Genomic DNA, 9392 nt, shown 5'->3' with positions numbered 1-9392 from the left:
ACGTCCGGTTCGATGAGCGGGTTGTGGAACCGGGGTTAAGGCCAGGGTACTCGGGCACCGCCAGACGAAAGGGGCGGAAACAGACAAACCGAACCTAATGCTACCGCGCCACAACTCGACTCTACCGGTTGTACCCATTCACGGCGCCACAAAGCTGCCGCTGCCGTAGGGAACGGCGGCTCCCGATGAACGGAACTGAATGGGTACAACCGGCCAGGAAGAGATAATCGAGACTCTCTTTCCATGGACATTTGAACGGCAGGTACCGGTCCGCCAAGCGTCATTCAAGCGTGGAAGGGCCTTAAGTGGACAGCGTCAAGCAGCGCGGCGGGTCGACCACTTTGCTTGTCGTGCCCATTCAAGAACGCCGAGCCAAAGGTCGACCGCTTGGGAAAGCTTCGGAAGAGACGGGTTCACCGATGGAGAAGGGCCAGTTCGTGAGGCTTACAGCATCGGCCAGCCATAACGAGGTCCGCCGGCTAGCGGGCAAAAGGACAAGTCATCGTTGCTCGGTGCCAATTTTAGTCGCCGCCTGGCGCAGGGATGCCGGTTGCTCAGCTTGCAATCGAGCTTCGGCCTTCTGCAGCCTGGAAGGATAGTCCACATCATCGGGGATCGGGTTGTATCCAGCTCTTTCGAGCTTAACGAGTTCGGCTCGTACTTGTGCCCGCGTAACTGGTGCGTCAGTTTGGGCGAACGAAGCGACGGGAGCTGAGGCAAGCAGGGCGAGCGTACCCGCAACGAATATCTGTTTCATCACAAAACCTACTTTTTGGCGCTAGTTAGTCGGGCTTCTCAGAGGCACGAATTATATGCGCCAAAATCTAGGTGTTTACCCTCATCCGTACAAAAGTGAATTTCCACCCACAAGCAGAATTGTGCGCCCGCAGAAGCTTCTCAGATGGATCGCAGGAAGGCTGCAGACATGCCCAGCCGAAGGTCCGAGGACAAATTTCGCGATCGCGCGATTTCCTTGGTGAGTTGCATCACCGTGCGGCACGCCAGCGTTAGTTCGCCATGTGGGGACATAGCCAGCGCAATGAACCGCGGTACTGGCGGATCGACCACCATCGACGCTTGCAACTGACATTCCTTTTCGAGATTCGCGATCGCGTAAGGTCCGAGCAACGCGTAGATTCCGCCGTCCGCCACGATGTGCCCTTGCAGGCTCAATGAGTCGGCTTCTGCCGCGAAGTTAAGGGTTAACCGATGTTCACCAGCGATTTGTTCCAGGCGGTCGCGCCAGCTATTGGGGCGGCAGAAAGAGACCAGCGGAATTCCGTTGAGCTTCGAAAAGGCGATCGTACTCTGCTCGGTTAAAGGATCGCCCTTTGCCCCGACAAGGTAAGTGGCGGCCTCAACCAGATACTCATCACCGTCTTTCGGTGTCGGACTGTTTCGGAAAAGGATTGCGAGATCAACGCTGCCGTTTTCCAACCACGTTTCCAACAACGCTCCTTGACCTTCGCGCACCTGCAGTTGCACCAGGGGGTAACGCTCCCTGAGACGATGGTAAAGGGTGCTGACAAGGGGATGAGCGGTTGAGGGCAGTATCCCGATTCTGACCACCCCGATCGGCTCTCCCGCCGTGCTCCGGATGTCGTTGGACAATTGTTCGGTACTGGCGAGCCACGTTCTGACGCGCGGGGCAATTCGCGCCCCAAGCTCCGTCAATACAACGCCGCGCCCCGTCCGCTGAAACAGGCGGCCGCCGCAGTATCGCTCTAGCTCGACGATCTGGCGGCTGATGTGTGGCTGACTTGTCTCATAAGCATTGGCAACCTTGCTCAAGCTCCCCAACTCAGCCGCGTCGATGAATAGCTTCCAGGCAGCGTAGTCCATCGCTGGCCTCCAATCGAGATATACCAAATCAGTATAGCTGAAATGTCCCTTTCAGCAGTTCTCGCATGGGCCGCTCCTCCCTACACTGCAACGCATGCACCGTTGTTTCCAGCCTGAAGCGAAAGAACCAGCGGGCTCTCCTCTGCGGAAAGAGGAGCCGAAAAGCTCATATTTGGAGGCGTCATGAAGGCAATCGATCTGCGCGGTTTGGTCCCGGCACCTGTTACCCCCTTTACCCGTGATGGAGCAGTGGACCATGCAGCAATTCAACGGCTGGGTTCCTGGCTTGGCAGTATCGAGGGCGTGAAAGGTCTGACTGTTCTTGGCCACGCTGGCGAAGGCACGTTCCTCACGCAGAAAGAACAGGCTGAGGTCATTCAAAGCTTCGTCAAGTCGGTAGACGGCAAGATCCCGGTCATCGCCGGTATCACGCTGGAAGGCACCGAAGTGGCGGTGGAAGAGGCGAAGCGCGCTGTAGAGGCAGGCGCGTCGGCAGGTCTTGTGTACCCGTCGCACGGCTGGTTGCGCTTTGGCTACCAGAAGGGGGCGCCGCAAGATCGCTACCGCGCCATTTACGAAGGTAGCGGCCTGCCGCTCATCCTGTTTCAGTACCCGGATGCCACCAAGGCAACCTACAACCTGGACACGCAACTGGACATCGCAGCACAGCCTGGCGTCTTCGCAATGAAGAACGGCGTGCGCAACATGCGCCGCTGGGACACGGAAATCCCCGTCATCCGTCGCGAGCGTCCGGAACTGCAAATCCTCACCTGCCACGACGAGTATTTGCTCCACACGATGTTTGACGTCGATGGTGCGCTGGTCGGCTACGGTGGCCTGGCCCCCGAACCGCTGATTGAGCTGATCAAAGCGGGCAAGGCGAAAGACTACAAGGCCGCTCGCGCTATCCACGATCGCCTGCTGCCCGTGACACGCAATGTGTACCACCGCGGCTCGCACATGGAAGGCACCGTCGCACTCAAGCACGGTCTGGTGGCGCGCGGCATCCTCGAGCACGCTACGGTGCGCTCGCCGTTGATGCCGCTCGCCGAAGGTGCGGACGTGGAAATCGCAGACGCGCTTCGCTCGGCGGGCCTCGTCGACTGACGACAAAGCGGCGCACTGAAAGCGTCATTGCGGTAGTGGAGCGGCGCCCGGCTTCGCTATCGATGTCGAGCGGTAACGGCGACGCGCGAAGCCTCGTTTCGCGCGTCGCCCACAACAGGATCGGTAAACGACCAAGAAAGCTCCGAAGTCGCGACACAACCATAGAGAAACGCGACCAGTGCTTCAAGACAAGAAGAAATCTGAGGGCCCATAAAATGCAGCTTTTCAGGAGACAGCATGAACACCCCTTTGACCGCTTATGGCGTCGGCGTTGGTCAATCCGAGAGCGCAACGCGCACCACGCGCGAGCGGTTGCGTGCGGCGAATTTGCTGTTCCGGATCGAGAACGTACCGTTCTGTCGGTGGCACACGAAGGCCCGGATCATCATGGGCAGCGCGACCCTCTTTGACGCATTCGATGCGCTCTCGCTTGCTTTTGTCCTGCCGGTTCTGGTGGGTCTCTGGCATCTTTCTCCCGGCCAGATCGGCGTGCTGATCGCCGCCGGCTATCTCGGCCAGGTCGTGGGTGCGTTGGTGTTCGGCTGGCTTGCTGAGCGTATCGGTCGCGTACCGAGTGCGACCGTGACGGTAGGTGTGATGTCAGCCATGAGCATCGTCTGCGCCTTCACCGGCAGCTTCCACATGCTGTTCTTGATGCGTTTTCTGCAAGGCATCGGCGTGGGCGGAGAAGTGCCCGTCGCGGCCACGTATATCAACGAGCTGTCGCAAGCGCATGGCCGAGGACGCTTCTTTATCCTGTACGAACTCATTTTCCCGCTGGGTCTGCTTGCAGCCGCGCAGTTGGGTGCGTTCATCGTCCCACGCTTCGGTTGGGAGTATATGTTCCTCGTGGGTGGCATTCCGGGCATCATTGTCGCCTTCCTGATTGCGCGTCTCCCCGAATCGCCACGCTGGCTTATCTCAAAGGGACGCTTTGATAAGGCGGAAGGAATCATCGAGCGCCTGGAGGCCAGCACGCCCAAGCGCAACCTCGATACGCAGACGCAGAAGGCCGAGGTTGACGAGCGCGTGGTGAGCCTTTTGAACGGCCTGCAGTCTAAGCAGAAGGGATCGTGGAAGGAACTTTTCTCGCCGTTCTACCGTGGGCGCACCATCATAGTGTGGTTACTTTGGGCGACCTCTTACTTTGTCGCGAACGGCATCAACAACTGGCTGCCCAGCCTCTACAAGACTGTCTACCATCTGCCGCTGCAAGAGTCGCTTCACATGGCGTCCATCTCGAACGTCCTGAGCACGTGTGGGGTGCTTGCCTGCGCGTTGTTGATTGATCGTGTCGGGCGCCGCCGCTGGGCAATGGCCTGTTTCATCATCAGCGGCATTCTGCTCGCCGTGCTGGGCATTCATGGCGCTGGCAGCGCGTGGTCCGTGATGTTCCTGGGATCGTCGGCCTACGCGGTCATGGCGACCACAACCGTACTGCTGTACCTCTACACCCCTGAAATCTATCCGACCCGGATGCGCGCGATCGGTACGGGCCTCGCGACGTCCTGGCTGCGAGCCGCTTCTGCTGCCGCACCCGCGATCGTCGGCGTCGTATTAACAGGGAAAGGTATCGCCGCGGTATTCATCCTGTTCGCTGTGGTCAGCGCAGTGGGCTTCTTCGTGGCTTCGCGAATGGTGGAGACGACCAATCGCGCGCTCGAAGAGATCTCCCCGTAACCGCTCGCATCCCTTGTCGCTCCTTCTCCTGATATTGACTCAAGGGAAGGAGCCTCCGGGCTCGCAACACCTTTAATTTCAGCGCGACAGGTTCGCCAGATAGCGACAACGCTCCCAGACCTTCCGTTCGTAGTCCTGATCGGATGTCGGTGGAGGTCGCATATAAAAAGATGAATGGAGACAGCCGAGATGAAAAAGGCACAACGGGTCATGGCCCGCGCTTCGATACGGAACGTTGCAGGCACACTTGGCGTAGCAGCGATGCTAAGCTCGGGCCTCGCATTGACCTCTGTCAGCGCCCGCGCAGATAGTGGTTCCCAAGTCCAACTGTATGGGATCGTCGGCACCTATGTCGGCAGTGTCAAACGTAGTGACACGCCGCAATCCACGGTACTTATGGGCAGCGGCGGATTGACCACTTCATTCTGGGGAATCCGCGGCAAGGAAGATCTGGGCGGCGGCGTTAGCGCGATCTTCGCCTTGGAGAGCTTCTTCCAGCCTCAAAACGGCGCGCAGGGCCGCAATGCCACAGACCCGTTCTTTTCACGCAATGCGTACGTGGGCTTTCAAGGCGACTTCGGTCAGTTGACGTTCGGGCGCCACAGAAATCCGACCTATACGGCCGAATCCCTCATCAATCCGTTCAGTTCGTCGACTGTCTTTTCTCCGCTCGTCCTTCAGACATTCGTGACCAATTATGGCGGCACGATTATCGGCGATACGGTGTGGAATAACACCGCCAAGTACACAACGCCAGACTTCAAAGGTTTCGGCGCAACGGTGATTTATGGCCTCGGTGGCGTCGCGGGGTCGCCCGGCGTCAGTAACCTCGGCGTTCACCTGAATTATCAAGGTCACGGCCTCACGGCAGTGCTATCCGGTCAGCGCGTACGGTACACCGCAGCCGGGCCGGTGGGCGCACAATACGCCTACCTCGCGGGCGCAGCGTACGACTTCAAGGTCGTGACGCTTTATGGCGCGTGGGCGATGACAAGTGACGTGAGTACGCCTACAGGCAGCCACACGTACCAGGCGGGTTTCTCCATCCCGTTCACACCGGCCGATTTCCTGCTCGCCGAGTGGGCGCGGACGCAACGGTCGGGACCGACCCCTGCGACCAACGGCTTCCGCAATACGGCGTCTCTCGGCTATGACCACTTTCTCTCGAAGCGCACAGACATCTACGCGATTTACACCTACGACAAGCTGAGCGCTCGCCCCACCGGCAACACCTTTACGGTCGGCGTTCGACACACGTTCTAGTTTCGGCCCGGTGGTGAGCACCTCCTCCATTGGAGCCAGTGGACGATTCCAGCGGGTTCCCGAAGCATCCTGCAGACGGGAAGCGCCTCGATGAGCAAGCACCGAGATGGCGGGTGCTCGGTCGGCACTAACTCTGCCCGCGAGTGGCGGTTGTGCCCTCGGAAGCCGCCGTTCTGGCTAGATGAGGCGGAACGGCGGCTGAGGGTCGAGCTTGTGTGAAAACACGCTGATCACCTAAACTGGATTAACTCATTCAGCATGGGTGACCGGATGAAGAGATTCATTGAAGGTGAAGATCGCAAGCAGGTGACATTGCTTCCGGAGTGCCTGGATGACTTCGTTGCCGAAGACAATCCGGTCAGAATCATCGAGGCGTTTGTTGAAGAGCTTGACCTTGCATCACTAGGCTTCGATGGCGCGATGCCGTCGACTACTGGTCGCCCGTCCTATCATCCGGGCGTGCTGCTGAAGATCTATATCTACGGCTACCTTAATCGTGTCCAGTCGAGCCGCCGCCTGGAACGTGAATGCCAGCGCAACGTTGAATTGATGTGGCTCACGGGACGTTTGACGCCGGATTTCAAGACCATAGCTGACTTCCGCCGTGACAACGGCACTGGCATTCGCAACGTGTGCGGCCGTTTCGTGATGCTGTGCCGTGAACTGAAACTGTTCTCGCAAGCACTGGTCGCCATCGACGGCAGCAAGTTCAAGGCAGTCAATACACGCGATCGCAACTTCACCGAAGGTAAGGTTGATAAGCGCCAGAAGCAGATCGAAGAGAGCATCCAGCGTTATCTGAATGCGTTGGAGACCGCAGATCGTACTCAACCCGCGGAGCTGGAAGCGAAGACGACCAGGCTGAAGGACAAGATCGAGCGCTTGCGCGAACAGATGCGAAACCTGGAGCAGATCAAGGAGCAACTCAAGACTGAGCCTGACGGTCAGCTCTCGACGACAGATCCTGATGCGCGCTCCATGGCGACTAGCGGCAGAGGCTCAGGAATGGTGGGCTACAACGTACAGGTAGCAGTGGACGCCAAACACCACCTTATCGTCGCTCACGAGGTCACAAACTGTGGCAGCGACCGGGCGCAGCTTAGCCCCATGGCAAAAGCTGCGCGCGACGCGATGGGCAAGACCAGCCTGCGGGCAGTCGCCGATCGTGGCTACTACAGTGGGCCTCAGATCAAGGAGTGCGCGCCGATGCGGGGATTGCGGTCATGCTACCGAAGCCGACAACATCAGCTGCGAAATACCATGGCCGATTCGACAAGGCAGACTTCATCTACATTGCGAGGGACGACGAATACCAATGTCCGGCTGGAGAACGGGCAATTTACCGTTACACCAGTGAGGAACACGGATTGCAGCTTCACCGTTACTGGAGCAGTGCCTGTTCGCAATGCGCGATAAAGTCACAGTGCACTCCGAGCGATCAGCGACGGATAAGTCGATGGGAACATGAGTCGGTGCTGGAGGAAGTCCAACGTCGACTGGACAAAACACCTGATGCCATGACGGTACGCAGACGAACAGTTGAACATGTCTTCGGCACGTTCAAGCACTGGATGGGCTACACGCACTTCCTGACGCGCAGGTTGCCCAACGTAGGTACTGAGATGAGTTTGAATGTACTTGCCTACAATCTCACGCGCGTGCTGAGAATCTTGGGCTTTAAGAAGACAATGAAGGCAATGCAGCTTGTGGGGGCGTGAGTACCCCCAGTAGGTCGTGAAAGTAAGCCTTTAAACCCGACCAGAACGCATCAGAGCGGATCCACCTTCGCGTCTGCGCCGTGCAAGTCGTAAGGGCAGTCAAACGCGACGATGGCGTCAAGATCTCGCGTTAGCTTGTAATGCCTTCCCGTTTCCACACGCCCTGGGTCGGCTACGGCCGACCGCGTGGGGCCGTAGCCGGCCGAGGGTGTGTGGAAACCGTTCTACGGCTATGCAGGGGAAGTTGCCGGACAGGCCGGCCGTAGTTGGTGGCTTTGCGACAGTCTAAGGGTTGTCAGTATCAAGAAGGCCCCGCAGGACCTCAGCTTCCAGCCATTCGCATCGCCCTCATCGTTTTCGCAACGCCGAGTATCTCCATGACTCGCTTCAGGTTGTAAGCCAACACCTGAAGGCTCATCTCGGTGCTCACTCGTGCGAGGGTTCTGGTCTGGAAGTGCGTGGCACCCATCCAATGTTTGAGCGTACCGAACACATGCTCAACGGTGCTGCGCCGGATCGTCATTGCGTCTGGATTCCGGTCGAGCCGTCGCTGCATGGCTTCCAGTATCTGTTCGTGTTCCCAGCGTCGAATGCGTCGGTAGTCGCTTGGAGAACATCGCTCCTTGAGATGGCAACGCGGGCATGCGCTGGGCCAGTACACCTTCAGATTCATGCCATGTTCGACAGTCGTGAACCGATGAATGGCGCGCTCGCCGGCCGGACAACGATAGACATCGTCTTTAGCGATGTAGATGAAGTCGCGCTTGGTAAAAAGGCCTTTCTTTCGGGATGCAGACGTCAACGGCTTCGGTACATATGCCTTGATACCCGAGAGTTCGCAGGTACGAATATCCGGGCCACTGAAGTAGCCCCGATCGGCTAGCACCCTGAGTCCGGATTTGCCCATCGCGTCTCTTGCTGCGAGCGCGATCTTGCTGAGCTGCCCGTGATCTCCTCCGACATTGGTCACCTCGTGTTCAACGATCAGGTGATGTTTCGTGTCTACGGCGGCCTGTACGTTGTAGCCAACTGTTCCGGTCTTTTTGCCGCTGCTGGTCATCGAACGCGAGTCGGGATCTGTCAGTGACAGCTGTCTGTCCGGTTGCGTCTTCAGTTGCTTCCGGATCTGCTCGAGTTCGCGCATCCGTTGCCGCAGCAAAGCGACCTTCTCATACAGGCGGACGGTCTTCACATCGAAACCGGCTGGACTGACGCGATCCGCGGTCTCAATCGCGTCGAGGTACCGCTGGATACTCTCCTCGATCTGCTGCTGACGCTTGTCGATCTTGCCAGCGGTGTAGTTCCGGTCGCGGCTGTTTACGGCTTTGAACTTGCTGCCGTCGATGGCCACCATGTCACTGGAAAGAAGCTTCAGGCCGCGGCACAGTTCGACGAAGCGCCGGCACACGTTGCGAATGGCGGCACCATTGTCGCGGCGGAAGTCGGCGATCGTTTTGAAGTCCGGTGCCAGGCGTCCCGTCAGCCACATCATCTCGAGATTTCGCTGGCATTCCCATTCGAGACGCCTGCTGGAAGGCAAGCGATTCAGATACCCGTAGATGTAGACCTTGAGCATCACTGCAGGATGATAAGACGGCCGACCGGTGAGAGCGGGCGAAGCCCCATCGAAGCCGAGTTCCGCAAGATCGAGTTCGTCGACGAACACGTCTATGATCCTCACCGGATTGTCCTGCCCGATGTAGTCATCGATGCATTCGGGAAGCAGTGCGACCTGCTTGCGGTCATCGCCTTCAACGAATCGCTTCATGAGTCACCCGATCT

The 9392-nt window shown here is 58.4% G+C and carries 6 protein-coding genes and 1 pseudogene; 4 read left to right on the top strand and 3 right to left on the bottom strand.

Translation table 11 applies throughout. The features are described 5' to 3' along the window. Window positions 1–499: 499 nt before the first annotated feature. Together AB3X95_RS04355 and AB3X95_RS04350 are read right to left on the bottom strand one after the other, a co-directional pair. Window positions 500–757, bottom strand: a complete 258-nt coding sequence (locus AB3X95_RS04355; protein WP_184227213.1) for a DUF4148 domain-containing protein — start codon at window positions 755–757, stop codon at window positions 500–502. A gap of 140 nt (window positions 758–897) precedes the next feature. Further along, a complete protein-coding gene (locus AB3X95_RS04350) occupies window positions 898–1842 on the bottom strand; it encodes a LysR family transcriptional regulator (protein ID WP_368620753.1) in 945 nt (314 codons plus the stop codon). Between the two features lie 183 nt (window positions 1843–2025). Here AB3X95_RS04350 and AB3X95_RS04345 point away from each other — a divergent pair, with 183 nt between their 5' ends. The 4 genes and pseudogenes from AB3X95_RS04345 to AB3X95_RS04330 all read left to right on the top strand — a co-directional run bounded on the left by AB3X95_RS04345 (window position 2026) and on the right by AB3X95_RS04330 (window position 7610). Then, on the top strand, window positions 2026–2949 hold the full coding sequence (locus tag AB3X95_RS04345) for a dihydrodipicolinate synthase family protein (protein ID WP_184227211.1): 924 nt from the start codon (window positions 2026–2028) through the stop codon (window positions 2947–2949). Window positions 2950–3186: 237 nt separating this feature from the next. Then, complete coding sequence (locus AB3X95_RS04340; protein WP_184227210.1) at window positions 3187–4629, top strand: MFS transporter; 1443 nt, start codon at window positions 3187–3189, stop codon at window positions 4627–4629. Window positions 4630–4818: 189 nt separating this feature from the next. Next, window positions 4819–5892 carry a porin gene (locus AB3X95_RS04335; RefSeq protein ID WP_368613831.1) on the top strand — a complete coding sequence of 358 codons (1074 nt, stop codon included), beginning with the start codon at window positions 4819–4821 and terminating at the stop codon, window positions 5890–5892. A gap of 270 nt (window positions 5893–6162) precedes the next feature. Then, window positions 6163–7610, top strand: a pseudogene (locus tag AB3X95_RS04330) (IS1182 family transposase). A gap of 322 nt (window positions 7611–7932) precedes the next feature. Here AB3X95_RS04330 and AB3X95_RS04325 read toward each other — a convergent pair. Continuing rightward, window positions 7933–9378: an IS1182-like element ISBusp4 family transposase gene (locus AB3X95_RS04325; protein ID WP_368620752.1), complete on the bottom strand. Its 1446-nt coding sequence runs from the start codon at window positions 9376–9378 to the stop codon at window positions 7933–7935. Window positions 9379–9392 lie beyond the last annotated feature (14 nt).

This window comes from Paraburkholderia sp. BR13444, from assembly GCF_040948755.1.
In the GTDB taxonomy this organism is placed as follows: domain Bacteria; phylum Pseudomonadota; class Gammaproteobacteria; order Burkholderiales; family Burkholderiaceae; genus Paraburkholderia; species Paraburkholderia youngii.
Note: the sequence above shows the minus strand (reverse complement) of the source record. Positions and strands in the feature narration are given on the sequence as shown.